Consider the following 16597-nt stretch of genomic DNA (forward strand, 5'->3'; position numbering starts at 1 on the left):
CGTTGACGCTGGCGCGCGAGGGCCTCATCAGCGAGCAGGAAGCGGTCGGCCGGGTGGATCCCGCCGCCCTCGACCAGCTGCTGCACCCCGCCATCGATCCCAAGGCCGAGCGCAAGGTGACTCGCCACCCGGCCTGCCCGCCTCCGCCGGCGCGGCGGCGGGCGCCTCCCGCGGGATGCGCGCCATGCCGCCTTTTCCAAGGTGGGCGCGCCAAGCATAAGTTCATGCTGCCGCCCTTGTCTTGCGCCCATCATGGTGCGACGCATCATACGGCGCCTGCGCGTCCTCGCCCCAATCCCCGCTCGCTCCAGGTCCCCTGCCGTGCCAGCCTTCCGCCTCAGCCTCGCCGCCCTGCTCCTCATCGCCCCTCTTGCCCTCGCACCGGTGCCCGCCGGCGCGTCCCAGGTCGCCGTCCAGGGCCGCGACATTCTGGTGGACGGACGCGCCTTCCTGCCGCGCGGCGCCAGCGGCCAGACGCGGTTCGCCGACCTCAGGGGTCTCGGCGCAATGTGGTGCGCACCTATGGCGAGGACCCCGGCGAGACGCTGGACGCGGCCCAGCGCAACGGCCTCAAGGTGATCGTCGGCTTCTGGATGGGCCATCCGCGGCTCGGCTTCGACTATGGCAACCGCACGGCGGTGGAGGCGCAGCTCGCCGCGCTGCGGCGCATGGTGGAGCGCTATCGCAGCCATCCGGCGCTGCTGATGTGGGGCATCGGCAACGAGGTCGAGGTGGAGGCCGACGCGGAGAGCGCGCTCGCGGCCTTCGCAGCGGTCGGCGAGGCGGCGCGGCTGGTGAAGACGCTGGACGGCCAGCATCCGACCCTGGCGGTGGTCGCCGAGGTCGGCGGCAGCAAGGTCGCCGATCTGATGCGGCTCGCGCCCGCCATCGACGTGCTTGGCATCAACACCTATGGCGACGGCGCGCTCTCCGCGCCGGCCCGCGCCCGGAGCCAGGGCTGGCGCGGCCCCATCCTCCTCACCGAGATGGGCGCGCTGGGCCATTGGGATGCGCCCGCCACCCCCTGGGGCGCCCGGGTCGAGCCCAGCTCCACCCAGAAGGCGGACCGCGTGCGGCGCTACCTCGCGGCGGCGGAGCACGCGGGCGTCGGCGCCCTGCCCTTTCTGTGGGGCCAGAAGCAGGAGGTGACGCCCACCTGGTACTCGCTCCTGACCCCAGCCGGAGACTGGACCGAGCCGGTGGAGGCGATGGCCGACGCCTGGGGCGGCAAGGTGCCCGGCGCAGCGGGCAATCGCGCGCCCCGCGTGCTCGCCTTCCGCCTCGCAGGGGCGCACAGCACGCCGGCGGGCACCGATCTGGTCGCCGTGCTCGCGGCCAGCGATCCCGATGGCGACCCCCTGCGGGTGGACTGGCAGGTGATGGCCGAGACCACGGCGCGCAGCGTCGGCGGTGACCCGGAACCGGTGCCGCCCTCGTTTCCGGAATCGCTGATGGACGCTGCCGCCACCGGCGCGCGCATCCACGGCCTGCCGCCGGGGCGCTACCGGGTGTTCGCCTATGTGCGCGACGGCCGCGGTGCCGCCGCCACGGCCAACCTGCCGTTCGAGGTGCGGTAGCGGGTCGGCCGGGCGCTCCGGCGCTGGTCAACGCGCTCGCCTGCGCCGTCAGCGTCGCAGCGCCTCCATGAGGTCACGGGCGAACCAGACGGCGCCGCCGGCGAACACCGCGCCGAAGACGAAGCAGAGGCCCCGCAGGGGCGACACGGCGAGGCACAGGCCCATCAGCAGCCCGGACATGCCGCAGGCGAAGGCCACCACGAGAATGGCGGCCGCACTCACATTTTCGGCTTCCCCGCGGCGCAGGCCGACGGGCCGTGCCGCCGGATGCGTCCCGCCATCAGGATGAAGAGCCAATCATTCCTCCCCGAGCAGCTGTCTTGCGGACGGCCCGATCTTTTTCGTTGAGGAATTCTAGCAAACGGCCGGACGCGTGCATCCCCGGCCGAAGGTTTGTCGACTGAATTTTCCGTCCCGTGGCGGTTCCCTCCGGCTGGACCGGCTGCAGCCGAAGGCGCTGCGTTCAAAGATGAATCGGGTGACCTACCCGAATAGGCACGGGGACACCCCATCAGTTGCGCGATCACATCCGCGCGAGCAAAATGTGAAATCGTTTTCGCTCCCCCTCGCCCTTAGGCGTGGGCGAGCGATCCGCAAACGGAAAAGGGCCGCCTCGCGGCGGCCCTTCCGGTTCGTGCTTGCGCTGCGTGCCGCGGATCACTCCGCCACGGGCGCGGGTCCCTCGACCAGAGGCTGGCCCTCGGTCTGCTCGTCGCGGGTGGCGACGATGAGGTCGTCGCGGCTGTTGGCGATGGAGCGCAGCTTGTTCATCTGCGCGCCGGTGCCGGCCGGGATCAGGCGGCCGACGATGACGTTCTCCTTGAGGCCTTCCAGCGGGTCCACCTTGCCGTTGACGGCGGCCTCGGTGAGCACGCGGGTGGTCTCCTGGAAGGAGGCCGCCGAGAAGAACGAGCGGGTCTGCAGCGACGCCTTGGTGATGCCGAGCAGCACGGGATGGCCGGTGGCGCCCTTCTTGCCTTCCTCGGCCGCCTTCTCGTTGGCCTCGAGGAATTCCAGCCGGTCCACCTGCTCGCCGTCGAGGAAGTCGGTCTCGCCGGAATCGTCGATCTCGATCTTCTGCAGCATGTTGCGGACGATCACCTCAATGTGCTTGTCATTGATGTTCACGCCCTGGAGCCGGTAGACCTCCTGGATCTCGTTGACGAGGAAGGCCGCGAGTTCTTCCACGCCCTTGATCGCCAGGATGTCGTGCGGCGCCGGGTTGCCGTCGACGATGAAGTCGCCCTTCTCCACCACGTCGCCGTCCTGGAGATGGATGTGCTTGCCCTTCGGGATCAGGTACTCCACCGGATCCCCGCCATCCGTCGGCTCGATGGACAGCCGGCGCTTGTTCTTGTAGTCGCGGCCGAAGCGGATGGTGCCGGAAATCTCGGCGATGATCGCCGCGTCCTTCGGGCGCCGCGCCTCGAACAGCTCCGCCACGCGCGGCAGGCCGCCCGTGATGTCGCGGGTCTTGGCGCTTTCCATGGGCACGCGGGCCACCGCGTCGCCGGCCTTGATGTGCTGGTTCGGGTCCACCGAGATGATGGCCTCCACCGGCAGGCCGTACCGGGCGTCGCCGCCGCGCGGCAGCTTGATGACCTTGCCGTCCTTGCTCTTGATGAGGATGGCGGGGCGCAGCTCCGGCCCGCGGCCGGAGCGCGAATCCGTCACCACGCGCTTGGCGATGCCGGTGGATTCGTCGACCTGCTCGTTCATCGAGGCGCCTTCGACCAGGTCCTCGAACGCCACCGTGCCGTCCACCTCCGAGAGGATGGGACGGGTGTAGGGGTCCCACTCGGCGATGCGCTGGCCGCGCTTGATGGTGTCGCCCTCGTCCACCTTGAGGCGGGCGCCGTACTGGATGCGGTTCACCGCGCGCTCGGTGCCGTCGTGGTCGACGATCACCACCGCGAGGTTGCGGCCCATCACAACGAGGTCGCCGTCCGAGTTCCGCGCCACGTTGCGGTTGCGGATCTTGACCGTGCCCTCGAAGTTGCTCTCCACGAACGACGAGTCGGCGAGGGTCGCCGCGCCGCCGATGTGGAAGGTGCGCATGGTGAGCTGGGTGCCCGGCTCGCCGATGGACTGGGCGGCGATGACGCCCACCGCCTCGCCCATGTTGACGGGCGTGCCGCGGGCGAGGTCGCGCCCGTAGCAGGTGGCGCACACGCCGTTGCGGGTCTCGCAGGTCAGCACCGAGCGGATCCGGATCTCCTGGATGCCGGACTTGGTGATGCGCTCGATATGCGGCTCCTCGATCATCTGGCCCTTGGGCACGATGACGGTGCCGGTGGCCGGCTCCACCACATCCTCCACCGCGGTGCGGCCGAGCACGCGCGAGGCGAGCGAGGCGACGACCGTGCCGGCGTCGACGATGGCGCGCATGGCGATGCCGTTCTCCGAGCCGCAGTCGCGCTCGGTGATGATGGAATCCTGCGCCACGTCCACGAGGCGACGGGTGAGGTAGCCCGAGTTCGCGGTCTTCAGAGCGGTGTCGGCGAGGCCCTTGCGCGCGCCGTGAGTGGAGTTGAAGTACTCCATCACGGTCAGGCCTTCCTTGAAGTTCGAGATGATCGGGCTCTCGATGATCTCGCCCGACGGCTTGGCCATGAGGCCGCGCATGCCGGCGAGCTGCTTCATCTGCGCCGGCGACCCACGCGCTCCGGAGTGGCTCATCATGTAGATCGAGTTGATCTGCTTCTCGCGGCCGGTCTTCGGGTCCTTCTTCACGGACGAGATTTCCTTCATCATCTCGTCGGCGATGCGGTCCGTGCACTTGCCCCAGGCGTCGACCACCTTGTTGTACTTCTCGCCCTGGGTGATCAGGCCGTCATTGTACTGCTGCTCGTATTCCTTGGTGAGCGCGCGGGTCTCCTCCACGAGGTCCCACTTCTTCTTCGGCACGACCATGTCGTCCTTGCCGAAGGAGATGCCCGCCTTGAAGGCGTTGTAGAAGCCGAGCGACATGATGCGGTCGCAGAAGATGACCGATTCCTTCTGCCCGCAATGGCGGTAGACGGTATCGATCATGTTGGAGATTTCCTTCTTCGTCATCAGCTTGTTGACGACGTCGTAGGGAACCTTCGGGTGCTTCGGCAGAAGCTCGCCGATCTTCATGCGGCCGGGGGTGGTCTCGTAGATCTTGGAATAGGTCTTGCCGTCCGCGTCCACGCCCACATAGCGGCCGCGGATCTTGGTGGCGAGCGTGATCGACTTGGCGTTCAGCGCGTGGTCGATCTCGCTCATGGTGGCGAACATCATGCCCTCGCCCGGCTCGTTCTCCCGCATGATCGAGAGGTAATAGAGGCCGAGCACGATGTCCTGCGACGGCACGATGATCGGCTGGCCGTTCGCCGGATGCAGGATGTTGTTGGTGGACATCATGAGCACGCGCGCTTCCAGCTGGGCTTCCAGCGAGAGCGGGACGTGCACGGCCATCTGGTCGCCGTCGAAGTCGGCGTTGAAGGCCGAGCAGACCAGCGGGTGCAGCTGGATCGCCTTGCCCTCGATCAGCACCGGCTCGAACGCCTGGATGCCGAGGCGGTGGAGCGTCGGTGCGCGGTTCAGCATCACCGGGTGCTCGCGGATCACCTCGTCGAGGATGTCCCACACCTCGGGACGCTCCTTCTCGACCAGCTTCTTCGCCTGCTTGACGGTCGCCGAATGGCCCTTCGCGTCGAGGCGCGAATAGATAAAGGGCTTGAACAGCTCCAGCGCCATCTTCTTGGGCAGGCCGCACTGGTGCAGCTTCAGCTCCGGACCCACCACGATCACCGAGCGGCCGGAATAGTCCACGCGCTTGCCGAGCAGGTTCTGGCGGAACCGGCCCTGCTTGCCCTTCAGCATGTCGGCGAGCGACTTCAAGGGCCGCTTGTTGGCGCCGGTGATGACGCGGCCGCGGCGGCCGTTGTCGAACAGCGCGTCAACCGCCTCCTGAAGCATGCGCTTCTCGTTGCGGATGATGATGTCCGGCGCGCGCAGCTCGATCAGCCGCTTGAGGCGGTTGTTGCGGTTGATGACGCGGCGGTAGAGGTCGTTGAGGTCCGAGGTCGCGAACCGGCCGCCGTCCAGGGGGACGAGCGGGCGCAGGTCCGGCGGGATCACCGGGATGTGGGTGAGGATCATCCACTCCGGCTTGTTGCCGGACTGCTGGAACGCCTCGACGATCTTCAGGCGCTTGGCGAGCTTCTTGGGCTTCAGCTCGGTGGTGGCCTCGGCGATCTCGACCCGGAGGTCGGCGGCGATCTTCTCGAGGTCCATGGAGCGCAGCAGCTCGCGGATCGCCTCGGCACCGATCATGGCGGTGAACGAGTCCTCGCCATACTCGTCCTGGGCGCGCAGATAGTCGTCCTCGGACAGCAGCTGGCGATACTTGAGCGGGGTAAGGCCCGGCTCCAGCACCACGAAATACTCGAAGTACAGGATGCGCTCGAGGTCCTTGAGCGTCATGTCCAGCAGGAGGCCGATGCGCGAGGGCAGCGACTTCAGGAACCAGATGTGCGCCACCGGCGCGGCCAGTTCGATATGGCCCATGCGCTCGCGGCGCACGCGCGAGAGCGTGACCTCGACGCCGCACTTCTCGCAGATGATGCCCTTGTACTTCATGCGCTTGTACTTGCCGCACAAGCACTCGTAATCCTTGATCGGGCCGAAGATGCGCGCGCAGAACAGGCCGTCGCGCTCGGGCTTGAACGTGCGGTAGTTGATGGTCTCGGGCTTCTTGATCTCGCCGTAGGACCAGGACTGGATCTTCTCCGGGCTGGCGATCGAGATGCGGATCTGGTTGAAGCTCGGCGCCGGAACGGTCGGATTGAAGACGTTCAGGACTTCCTGATTCATAAGCTGGCTCCCAAACGAAGTGGGCCTTGTCTCGAAATGCCCGGCCGGCCGAAGCGCCGGTCGGGCTCGCCGCTCAGCGAGCGGCAGGACGGGGCGGAGCCCGTCAGGTGTTTTCCAGGTCGACGTTGAGGCCGAGCGAGCGCATTTCCTTCACGAGCACGTTGAAGCTCTCCGGAATGCCGCTCTCGAAGGTGTCCTCGCCGCGCACGATGGCCTCGTAGACCTTGGTGCGGCCGGCGACGTCGTCCGACTTCACGGTCAGCATCTCCTGCAGCGTGTAGGCGGCGCCATAGGCCTCCAGCGCCCACACCTCCATTTCGCCAAAGCGCTGGCCGCCGAACTGCGCCTTGCCGCCCAGCGGCTGCTGGGTGACGAGCGAGTAGGGGCCAATGGAGCGGGCATGGATCTTGTCGTCGACCAGGTGGTGCAACTTGAGCATGTAGATATAGCCCACCGTCACCTTACGGTCGAACGGCTCGCCGGTGCGCCCGTCGAACAACGTGGACTGGCCGGAGGCGTCGAGCCCCGCCCGTTCCAGCTCCTTCTCGATGTCCGCCTCGTGCGCCCCGTCGAACACCGGGGTCGCCATCGGCACGCCCTTGCGCAGGTTCTCGCCCAGCTCGGGCAGTTCCTCGTCCTTGAGCTGGGTGATCTCCGGCTTGCCGTAGACGGTCTCCAGCGCCGAGCGCAGGGGCTTGAGGTCCTGCTTGGCGTAATAGGCGTCCACCGCCTGCGCCACCTGCCGGCCGAGGCCCGCGCAGGCCCAGCCCAGATGGGTCTCCAGGATCTGGCCCACATTCATGCGCGAGGGCACGCCCAGCGGGTTCAGCACGATGTCGACATTGGTGCCGTCCTCGAGGAACGGCATGTCCTCCACCGGCACGATGCGCGAGACCACGCCCTTGTTGCCGTGGCGGCCGGCCATCTTGTCGCCGGGCTGGATCTTGCGCTTCACCGCCACGAAGACCTTGACCATCTTCATGACGCCGGGGGGCAGCTCGTCGCCGCGCTGCAGCTTCTCGACCTTGTCGAGGAAGCGCTGCTCGAGGCGCTTCTTCGATTCGTCGTACTGGGCGCGGATGGCCTCGATCTCGGCCATCAGAGCGTCGTCCGCCACCGCGAACAGCCACCACTGCGAGCGCGGATACTCGGTCAGAAGCTCGCGCGTGACCTTGGTGTCCTTCTTGAAGCCCTTCGGGCCGGCGATGGCGCTCTTGCCGTCGAGCAGCTCGGTGAGGCGGCCGTAGACGTTGCGGTCGAGGATCGCCTGCTCGTCGTCGCGGTCCTTGGCGAGGCGCTCGATCTCCTCGCGCTCGATGGCGAGCGCGCGCTCGTCCTTGTCGACGCCGTGGCGGTTGAACACGCGCACCTCGACCACCGTGCCCTGCACGCCGGGCGGCAGGCGCAGCGAGGTGTCGCGCACGTCGGCGGCCTTCTCGCCGAAGATGGCGCGCAGCAGCTTCTCTTCCGGCGTCATCGGGCTCTCGCCCTTGGGGGTGATCTTGCCCACCAGGATGTCGCCGGCGCGCACCTCGGCGCCGATATAGACGATGCCCGCCTCGTCGAGGTTCTTCAGCGCCTCTTCCGAGACGTTCGGAATGTCGCGCGTGATCTCCTCCGGCCCGAGCTTGGTGTCGCGGGCCATGGCCTCGAATTCCTCGATGTGGATCGAGGTGAACACGTCCTCCTTGACGATGTTCTCCGAGAGCAGGATCGAGTCCTCGAAGTTGTAGCCGTTCCACGGCATGAAGGCGACCAGCACGTTGCGGCCGAGCGCCAGCTCGCCGAGCTCGGTCGACGGGCCGTCGGCGATGATGTCGCCCTTCTTCACCTGGTCGCCCACGCGCACCAGCGGACGCTGGTTGATGCAGGTGGACTGGTTGGAGCGCTGGAACTTCATCAGCCGGTAGATGTCGACGCCGGACTTGGACGGGTCGGCCTCTTCCGTGGCGCGGATGACGATACGGGTGGCGTCCACCTGGTCGATCACGCCGGTGCGGCGGGCGGCGATGGCGGCGCCGGAGTCGCGGGCGACCACGGCCTCCATGCCGGTGCCCACCAGCGGCGCCTGCGAGCGCACCAGCGGCACCGCCTGGCGCTGCATGTTGGAGCCCATGAGCGCGCGGTTGGCGTCGTCGTTCTCAAGGAACGGGATCAGCGCCGCGGCCACCGAAACCAGCTGCTTCGGCGAGACGTCCATGAAGTCCACGCGGTCGGGCGTGACGAGGAGCACGTCGCCCGCATGGCGGCAGACGATCAGGTCCTCCTCGAAGCGGCCGTCCTTGTCGAGCGGGATGTTGGCCTGCGCGACGTAGTACTTGCCCTCCTCCATGGCGGAGAGATAGGCGACCTCGTCGGTCACCTTGCCGTCCACCACCTTGCGGTAGGGGGTCTCGATGAAGCCGTACTTGTTCACGCGGGCGAAGGTGGCCAGCGAGTTGATGAGGCCGATGTTCGGGCCTTCCGGCGTCTCGATCGGGCAGATGCGGCCGTAGTGCGTCGGGTGCACGTCGCGCACCTCGAAGCCGGCGCGCTCGCGCGTCAGGCCGCCCGGGCCGAGCGCCGAGAGACGCCGCTTGTGCGTGATCTCGGAGAGCGGGTTGGTCTGGTCCATGAACTGCGAGAGCTGGGACGAACCGAAGAACTCGCGCACCGCCGCCGCCACCGGCTTGGCGTTGATGAGGTCCTGCGGCATCACGGTGTCGATGTCGACGCTCGACATGCGCTCCTTGATGGCGCGCTCCATGCGCAGCAGACCGACGCGGTACTGGTTCTCCATCAGCTCGCCCACCGAGCGCACGCGGCGGTTGCCGAGATGGTCGATGTCGTCGATCTCGCCCTTGCCGTCGCGCAGCTCCACCAGCGTCTTGATGACGGCGAGGATGTCCTCGCGGCGCAGCACCCGCACGGTGTCGGGGCAGTCGAGGTCGAGACGCATGTTCATCTTCACGCGGCCGACCGCGGAGAGGTCGTAGCGCTCGGGATCGAAGAACAGCGAGTGGAACATGGCCTGCGCGCTGTCGAGCGTCGGCGGCTCACCCGGGCGCATCACGCGGTAGATGTCGAACAGCGCGTCCTCACGCGTGACGTTCTTGTCCGCGGCGAGGGTGTTGCGGATGTAGGCGCCGGTGTTGACGTGGTCGATGTCGAGCACCGGGATCTCGTTGTACCCGGCCTCCTCCAGCGTCTTAAGCAGCTTCTCGGTGATCTCGTCGCCGGCCTCGGCGTGGATCTCGCCGGTGGCGGTGTCCACCAGGTCCTCGGCGATGTACTGGCCGACCATCTCCTCGTCGGAGATCTTGAGGGCCTTGAGGCCCTTCTCGGCGAGCTGGCGGGCGGCGCGCACGGTGAGCTTCTTGCCGGCCTCGACGACGATCTCGCCGGTGTCGGCGTCGACCATGTCGGAGACCGCCTTGTAGCCCTTCATGCGCTTGGGATCGAACGGCATGCGCCAGCCGTCCTTCGCCCGCGAGAAGGCGATCTTCTCGTAGAAGGTGTCGAGGATCTCCTCGCTGTCGAGGCCGAGCGCGAACAAAAGGCTCGTCACCGGCACCTTGCGGCGGCGGTCGATGCGCGCATAGACGATGTCCTTGGCGTCGAACTCGATGTCGAGCCAGGAGCCGCGATAGGGGATGATGCGGGCCGCGAACAGGAGCTTGCCCGAAGAGTGGGTCTTGCCCTTGTCGTGGTCGAAGAAGACGCCCGGCGAGCGGTGCATCTGCGAGACGATGACGCGCTCGGTTCCGTTGACGATGAACGTGCCGTTCATGGTCATCAGCGGGATGTCGCCGGTATAGACGTCCTGCTCCTTGATGTCCTTCACGGACTTGGCGCCGGTATCCGGGTCCACATCGAACACGATGAGGCGGAGCGTCACCTTGAGCGGGGCGGCGAACGTCATGCCGCGCTGACGGCACTCGTCCACGTCATACTTCGGCGGCTCGAACTCGTAGCGCACGAATTCGAGCATGGCGGCGCCGGAGAAGTCCGAAATGGGGAAGACCGACTTGAACACGGCCTGGAGGCCATCGTCGTCGCGTCCGCCCTTGGGTTCCTCGATCTGTAGGAACTGGTCGTAGGACGCCTTCTGAACCTCGATGAGGTTCGGCATCTCAGCCACTTCCTTGATCTTGCCGAAGAACTTGCGGATCCGCTTACGACCGGTGAACGTTTGCGCCATCTCGATCCTCGTCCGTCCTGGTCCTGTCGGGCCGGCTCCCTTGTGCCTCATGAGAGAGGCGGGCTCGCCGCGCCGGCTCCGGAACCTTCATCTGCCATCGGTGCCGCAAAGGGTTGGGGGCGAAGCGCCATCCCCTTCCAGCACCATGACGGCTCTCCCGGAAGCCGCGAGGCTTTCGCCTCGGCCGGCTGCCGGGAGAACCGTCTCACACGTGCCGCCGCGCCTTCCGGCCAGCGGTGGAAAGGGTCCCGGCAGACCGCCGGGACCCCCGATGCTCACTTGAGCTCGACCTTGGCGCCAGCCTTCTCGAGCTGGGCCTTGAGCTTCTCGGCCTCGTCCTTGGAGACGGCCTCCTTGACGGGCTTCGGAGCACCCTCGACCAGGTCCTTGGCTTCCTTGAGGCCGAGGCCGGTGATGGCGCGCACTTCCTTGATGACCTCGATCTTCTTGTCGCCGGCGGCGGCAAGCATCACGGTGAACTCGGTCTGCTCCTCCACCGGAGCGGCAGCGGCGGCAGCGCCCGGAGCGGCGGCAACGGCCACGGCGGCGGCGGCGGAGACGCCCCACTTCTCCTCGAGGAGCTTCGCCAGCTCGGCGGCCTCGAGAACGGTCAGGGAGCTGAGCTCGTCGACGAGCTTGGTCAGGTCAGCCATTTTCGTTTGTCCTTAAGATAGGTTCGAATTTGAGATTTGCGAGATCGGGCCGCGCAATGCGCGGCCGCTGCCTCACGCCGCTTCGTCCTGCTTGGCATACGCCCCGAACACGCGCGCGAGCTTGGCAGCCGGCGCGGTGGTGAGCTGAGCGATCTTGGTCGCCGGGGCCTGGATGAGGCCGACGAGCTTGGCGCGCAGTTCATCAAGGGACGGCATGGTGGCAAGCGCCTTCACACCGTCCGCGTTCAGGGGCGTGGTGCCCATCGCACCGCCGAGGATCACGAACTTGTCGTTGGCCTTGGCGAAGTCGACGGCCACCTTCGGCGCCGCCACCGGATCGCTGGAATAGGCGATCAGGGTGGGTCCCTTCAGGAGGGACGCCACATGGGCGACGTCGGAGCCTTCCAGAGCGATCTTGGCGAGGCGGTTCTTGGCCACCTTCACGGTCGCACCCTGGGCCTTCATCTGCCGGCGAAGCGCCTGCATCTGGGCCACGGTGAGGCCGGAATAGTGGGCCACCACGACGACGGACGTGTTCTTGAACACGTCCGAAAGCGTCGTGACGAGCTCTTGCTTTTCCGCTCGATCCACGTCTGGCTCTCTTTAAGCCTATGGCGGCATCATCAGGGCGATGCCGCCGGTTGCGCCTTGCCGCTTCCGCGGCCGGGTAGCCTTGGCGGGAGGGCCTCCCGCTTGAAGCATGCCGGCCGCATTCCGCGACGCTCACATGCCCTGTCCCCTCGGCCCCAGGCCGGACGGATCGTCCGGAGCGGAACGCAAGGCGCTGGTTCGAACCGATCTTCCACGCCCCCGCCACGGCGGACGCGCACAAAAATTCCGGTCTTCCCCGTCTATGCTGGCTCCCCAAGGGCCGCCTCGGGCGAGGCGGATGGCGAGAATTAAGCCTTGGCAAATCGCCGCGGCGCCTGCAGTCTCGGACAGGACTTTCATCTGCTTCGGCACCGCCTGCCGATCCCAAAGGGTCGACAAAACAGGCGCTTGACAGACGATAAGGCCGGGCGGGCGAACCCTCCCAGCCCTTCCGCCCGGTCAAAGGCGGAAGCTCAAATCCAAAATCCCGACCCGGGCCGGAGCCGCGCGAGAACAGCCCCATATAAAGGCTCGCGCACCGCTTGTCACGACCCGCGGCGCATTTTTTGCTTCCGCGACCCTTCCGTGCGGGCGGCGCGGCTCAAGCCGCCTATGGCCCGTCCTGTCGCCCGACGTGCAGCCCGGATTGCCCACCGTCATGCAGTCCATCTTGCCGCCCATCTTGCCAGCCCGGTGGAAACACGAAGGCGGCGAGCCGGGGACCCATGGCCCGCGCCGCCGCGCCCGAGAGATGGTCCGGGTCGATGAGCAGCAGGTCGCCCCCCGCATAGGGACTGCACGGGGGCCGCCCGATGGCGCAGAAGGCCTGCTGCGTGTCGAAGACATGGGCCGCCCCCGCGCTGGCGACCAAGGCGGCGTGCGTTGCCTCTGCGGCCTCGGCCACGAAAGGATAGGCCCCGCTCAACGGATCGCCTCCGCTTTGGGCGCGCGCCGCCATCTCATCCTTGATGCGGGGAAAGGCCGGCATGGGCGACGCCCACAGGACGGAATGTCCGGCGGCGGCGAAGAAGTCGCGGGCGGCGGCGATGTCGGCAGGGGTGAGCGCGCCGGCGGCGACCGACTGGGCGAGCAGGACGCGCAGGCCCGGCCGTCCCTTCAGGCGCTCCAGCGCCGTGACGAAGAACGCCCGGCATTCCGGCCTCATGAGCCGCGGCACCACGGCGCAGCCGGCGCCCGTCGCCTGGGCCGGCTCGATGCCTGCGGCGCGCAGCGCGAACGCCTTGTCCGCCGCATGGCTGTCGCCGGCGACGAGGACGGACGCCCCAGGCCCTTCTCCCAGGCAGTTCCACTGCGCCAGGAACGACTCGGGCGCGCCGCGATTGGCCCGCAGGTGGCAGGCGTCCGTGCGGATGCCGTCGGCGCGGCTGCTGGCCTCGCGCTCGAACTGAGCGGTGACGGCCACATAGGCCGGCTGCACCAGGAAGGAGAGCCCGCGCGTCCCCGCGACGAGGACGGCAAAGGCCAGGGTCGCGGCGCCAGCCAATCCCACCGCGGCGAGGAATGGCCTCAAGGGCATGCGGCGCCGGTCGCGGGCCGGCTGCTCGATGAAGCGCCATGTGGCCCAGGCGAGCGGGAAGCAGGCGGCGACGAGGATGCCCGTCACGGGCGGGGACAGATCGTCGGTCGTGGCGAGGCGGGCAAGCGCGAGCACAGGCTGGTGCCAGAGGTAGAGCGCATAGGACATGAGGCCGACCGCGACCAGAGGCCGCCACGCCAACGCCAAGGCCAGCGGCTCGTCGCGGTCGGGCGGATAAAGCACGAGCGCGGCGCCGAGCACGGGCACCAGCATGGCGAACCCCGGCAGGCGCATGCCCTCGTGATAGGTTGCGACCGCCAGCGCGATGAGCAGGAGGCCGACCAGGCGCATGGCGGTCGGCGTCCATTTCCCCGGCACCGGCGGCAGCCGGGATCGCGCCAGCGTGACAAGCACGCCCGCGAGAAGCTCCCAGCCGCGCGACTGCAGCAGGTAATAGGCCGAGGCCTTGTCCCACCGCGTCAGCGCCTGGCTGTAGAGGAGCGAGAGCACCGCGAGGGCCACCACGACGAGCGGAAGCTTCAATCTTGAGCCGCCCGCGAGGGCGATCACCAGCAGGGGAAAGAGGATGTAGAACTGCTCCTCGATCCCCAGCGTCCAGGTATGGATCAACGGCTGGAGCTTCGCGGCGGTGGCGAAATAGTCGGTGGCGGCCCAGAAATAGATATTCGCGGTGAACGTGAGGGCGGCGATGCTGGACTTGGCGATCTCCGCGAGCCGGAACGGCGCGACGATGAAGGCCGCGAACACGCAGGTGGCGATGATCACCGCCAGAAGCGAGGGCAACAGGCGCCGCGCACGCCGCTCGTAAAAGCGCGCGAGCGAGAACTCGCCCCGCGCACGCTCATCGATGATAATGCCGGAAATCAGGTGGCCGCTGATGACGAAAAAGACGTCGACGCCCACGAATCCGCCCGAGAATCCCGGCACCCCCGCATGGAAGAACACGACCGGCAACACGGCGAGCGCGCGCAGGCCATCGATTTCCGGGCGGTAGCGCGAGATCATCTCAAGGGATTACCCGACGGCTTCCAGCAGGCCGCGAAGAAACAGAGTCAGAAACAGGACCGAGCCCCTCTCCCCTTGGAAACGGCTCGGAAGGAAATGGCCGGGTCGAGCCCGGCCATTCCAAAGCGTGCCTCAGGCGCCGCCGGCGCCCAGAACCGTCGCGGGCTCGATCTTGAGGCCCGGGCCCATGGTGGAGGAGACCGCCACGCGCTGGACATAGGTGCCCTTGGCGCCGGCGGGCTTGGCCTTCACCACCGCGTCCACGAAAGCGCGGATGTTCTCGGCCAGCTTGTCGGCCGGGAACGAGGCCTTGCCGACGCCGCCATGGATGATGCCGGCCTTCTCGACGCGGAACTCCACCGCGCCGCCCTTGGCGGCGGCGACGGCGCCCTTCACGTCCATGGTCACGGTGCCGACCTTCGGGTTCGGCATCAGGCCACGCGGGCCGAGCACCTTGCCGAGCCGGCCGACCAGCGGCATCAGGTCCGGGGTGGCGATGCAGCGATCGAACTCGATCTTGCCGCCCTGGATGGTCTCCAGCAGGTCCTCGGCGCCGACGATGTCGGCACCCGCCGCCTTGGCCTCGTCGGCCTTGGCGCCGCGGGCGAACACCGCCACGCGCACGGTGCGGCCGGAGCCGTTCGGCAGGTTGCACACGCCGCGCACCATCTGGTCCGCATGGCGCGGGTCGACGCCGAGATTGAGCGCCACCTCGATGGTCTCGTCGAACTTGGCGGTCGCGCGCTCCTTCAGGAGCGTGAGCGCCTCGTCGAGGCCGTAGAGCTTGGTGCGGTCGATGCCCTCGTGGGCGGCGCGGATGCGCTTGCCTTCCTTCGCCATGACGCTCACCCCTGAACCTGGAGGCCCATGGAGCGGGCCGAGCCTTCGATCATCTGGACGGCGGCCTCAACGGAGTCGCAGTTCAGATCCTTCATCTTCTTCTCGGCGATCTCCGCGAGCTGGGCGCGCGTAACCTTGCCGACGAAGGTGCCCTTGCCGGGCGTCTTCGAGCCCGAGCCGGGCTTCTTCTTCGTCTCGAGGCCGGCGGCCTTCTTGAGGAAGTAGGAGACCGGCGGGGTCTTCAGCTCGAAGGTGAAGGAACGGTCCTGGAAGGCCGTGATCACCACCGGGATCGGCATGCCCTTTTCGAGCTGCGCGGTCTGGGCGTTGAACGCCTTGCAGAATTCCATGATGTTCAGGCCGCGCTGGCCGAGCGCGGGGCCGATCGGCGGGGCCGGATTGGCGCTGCCGGCGGGCACCTGCAGCTTGACGTAGCCTGCGATTTTCTTCGCCATGGAAGAACTCCCCGGCGTTCCGGCTGCCGGCCGGAAACGCCAAAGCACGCCGCCGCGACGGCTGATCGCGGTTCGGCGCTGTCCGAGGATCGCGGTAGCGGCGCGTGACTTCCGGCTGGCGAACCGGACACGCCTCCCGCGTATGGTGCGCCGACAAGGCGGCGCGGGCGATCCGATACAGGATTTGACCGCCGGAGGGAAGCCCCGCGCTGGGCTACCGCGCGGCGGCGGCGAGCCGGGCCTCGATCCAGGCGGAGATCAAGCCCACCACCTGGCCCTCGATGCCGAGATAGCCGTGCGGCGACAGCGAGCCGCAGGGCTTGCCGGGGCGCCCGCCGGAGACCTCCGCCACCGTCACGGACGGCGCGCCGGTCAAGGCGGCGGCGATCTGCGGCGCCGCAGCGGGCGGGGAGACCGGGCAGGCATCGTCGCGATTGGCGACGATGAGCACCGGCACCCGCACGGCCGCGAGATCCACGTCGAACACGCTCTCGCGGCTGCCGCCAAGGACGGACACCGCCTCGGTGAGCACCAGCCCCGCCACCTTTCCCGGCTGCGCCCGTGCCGCGCCGTTGGCGGCGGCGATGGCGCCCTGGCTGGTGCCGATGAGGAACGACCGGCGCGCCGGTCTCCTTGCCCGCATAGGCCGCCAGTGCCGTCACCAGGTCGCCATAGGCTGGCGTGCTGCGCCGGCCCCGCAGGTTGCGCGTGCCGGCCGCGTCCGGGATCAGCACCGCAAAGCCTTGATCCGCGAACTGCGTGCGCGTGCGCACGAGGACATTCGCGCCGTGCGCCAGCGTGCCGTCGGGGCGGATGCCCCACATCCCCGGCGCCGCCGGGCAGCATCACCAGCACCGCGCGCGGCGCGGCGGGGCGAGACCAGCAGCACCCGCTGG

Annotated in this window: 10 protein-coding genes; 1 reads left to right on the plus strand and 9 read right to left on the minus strand. The window is 68.1% G+C overall.

Features of this window, described 5'->3' with window-relative positions; genetic code table 11:
* The first annotated feature begins 512 nt into the window (after positions 1–512).
* Complete coding sequence (locus tag AC2W7M_RS07075) at positions 513–1577, plus strand: glycoside hydrolase family 2 TIM barrel-domain containing protein (protein ID WP_486131222.1); 1065 nt, start codon at positions 513–515, stop codon at positions 1575–1577.
* Between the two features lie 48 nt (positions 1578–1625).
* On the opposite strand, the gene AC2W7M_RS07080 is transcribed toward AC2W7M_RS07075, so the two are convergent.
* From AC2W7M_RS07080 to AC2W7M_RS07120, 9 genes are all read right to left on the minus strand, one after another.
* Complete coding sequence (locus AC2W7M_RS07080) at positions 1626–1799, minus strand: hypothetical protein (protein WP_486131224.1); 174 nt, start codon at positions 1797–1799, stop codon at positions 1626–1628.
* A 435-nt stretch (positions 1800–2234) separates the two neighbouring features.
* Positions 2235–6419, minus strand: coding sequence for a DNA-directed RNA polymerase subunit beta' (gene rpoC, locus AC2W7M_RS07085; RefSeq protein ID WP_486131226.1), 4185 nt, complete (start codon positions 6417–6419; stop codon positions 2235–2237).
* Positions 6420–6522: 103 nt separating this feature from the next.
* Positions 6523–10599 (minus strand): DNA-directed RNA polymerase subunit beta, encoded by a 4077-nt coding sequence (gene rpoB / locus AC2W7M_RS07090; RefSeq protein ID WP_486131228.1) that lies wholly within the window; start codon positions 10597–10599, stop codon positions 6523–6525.
* A gap of 275 nt (positions 10600–10874) precedes the next feature.
* Positions 10875–11252 carry a 50S ribosomal protein L7/L12 gene (rplL, locus tag AC2W7M_RS07095; protein WP_121623024.1) on the minus strand — a complete coding sequence of 126 codons (378 nt, stop codon included), beginning with the start codon at positions 11250–11252 and terminating at the stop codon, positions 10875–10877.
* 72 nt (positions 11253–11324) lie between these two features.
* Positions 11325–11843 (minus strand): 50S ribosomal protein L10, encoded by a 519-nt coding sequence (rplJ, locus tag AC2W7M_RS07100; protein ID WP_486131230.1) that lies wholly within the window; start codon positions 11841–11843, stop codon positions 11325–11327.
* Positions 11844–12453: 610 nt separating this feature from the next.
* A complete protein-coding gene (locus tag AC2W7M_RS07105; protein ID WP_486131232.1) occupies positions 12454–14406 on the minus strand; it encodes an acyltransferase family protein in 1953 nt (650 codons plus the stop codon).
* Between the two features lie 132 nt (positions 14407–14538).
* Entirely contained in the window at positions 14539–15246 is a 708-nt protein-coding gene (gene rplA, locus AC2W7M_RS07110) for a 50S ribosomal protein L1 (RefSeq protein ID WP_486131234.1), read from the minus strand.
* A 5-nt stretch (positions 15247–15251) separates the two neighbouring features.
* Positions 15252–15701 (minus strand): 50S ribosomal protein L11, encoded by a 450-nt coding sequence (gene rplK / locus AC2W7M_RS07115; protein WP_486131236.1) that lies wholly within the window; start codon positions 15699–15701, stop codon positions 15252–15254.
* Between the two features lie 214 nt (positions 15702–15915).
* On the minus strand, positions 15916–16344 hold the full coding sequence (locus AC2W7M_RS07120) for a hypothetical protein (protein ID WP_486131238.1): 429 nt from the start codon (positions 16342–16344) through the stop codon (positions 15916–15918).
* Between the last annotated feature and the right edge of the window lie 253 nt (positions 16345–16597).

The sequence above is a fragment of the Xanthobacter sp. BG11Y11_SDJG genome (genome assembly GCF_057364445.1).

Bases quoted from the DNA above. Each gene is read 5' to 3' on its own strand.
- rpoC (WP_486131226.1), bottom strand. From the start codon at position 6,419: ATGAATCAGGAAGTCCTGAACGTCTTCAATCCGACCGTTCCGGCGCCG.
- rpoB (WP_486131228.1), bottom strand. From the start codon at position 10,599: ATGGCGCAAACGTTCACCGGTCGTAAGCGGATCCGCAAGTTCTTCGGC.
- rplL (WP_121623024.1), bottom strand. From the start codon at position 11,252: ATGGCTGACCTGACCAAGCTCGTCGACGAGCTCAGCTCCCTGACCGTT.
- AC2W7M_RS07105 (WP_486131232.1), bottom strand. From the start codon at position 14,406: ATGATCTCGCGCTACCGCCCGGAAATCGATGGCCTGCGCGCGCTCGCC.
- rplA (WP_486131234.1), bottom strand. From the start codon at position 15,246: ATGGCGAAGGAAGGCAAGCGCATCCGCGCCGCCCACGAGGGCATCGAC.
- rplK (WP_486131236.1), bottom strand. From the start codon at position 15,701: ATGGCGAAGAAAATCGCAGGCTACGTCAAGCTGCAGGTGCCCGCCGGC.
- AC2W7M_RS07120 (WP_486131238.1), bottom strand. From the start codon at position 16,344: ATGCGGGCAAGGAGACCGGCGCGCCGGTCGTTCCTCATCGGCACCAGC.